Source organism: Opacimonas viscosa (assembly GCF_024199005.1).
Taxonomy (GTDB): domain Bacteria; phylum Pseudomonadota; class Gammaproteobacteria; order Enterobacterales; family Alteromonadaceae; genus Opacimonas; species Opacimonas viscosa.
Window position 1 is genome coordinate 1 of the sequence record NZ_JANATA010000376.1, and the last position, 224, is coordinate 224.

The 224-nt window shown below is 52.2% G+C and carries 1 protein-coding gene; it reads left to right on the forward strand.

Translation table 11 applies throughout. The annotated features are described in order from the left end of the window. Positions 1-224, forward strand: a 224-nt coding sequence (locus tag NLF92_RS13980; protein WP_254102880.1) for an alanine:cation symporter family protein, incomplete at both ends; no start/stop codon positions are given.

A 224-nucleotide genomic window follows, 5' to 3' on the forward strand; every position in this document is an offset into this window, starting at 1 on the left:
TGAAATGGCTGGCTGTTGCATTTGCCATTGCTACCGTAGTGAGCTCGTTTGGTACGGGCAACCTGCCGCAGAGTAACGGTATTGCAACCAGTATTGAAGCCACGTTTGGCTTTGAGCCCTGGATTGTGGGCAGTGTACTGGGTATTTTACTGGCGCTGGTTATTCTTGGTGGTATCCAGCGTATTGCTGCCGTGACAGCGCGTATCGTGCCTATCATGGCTGTG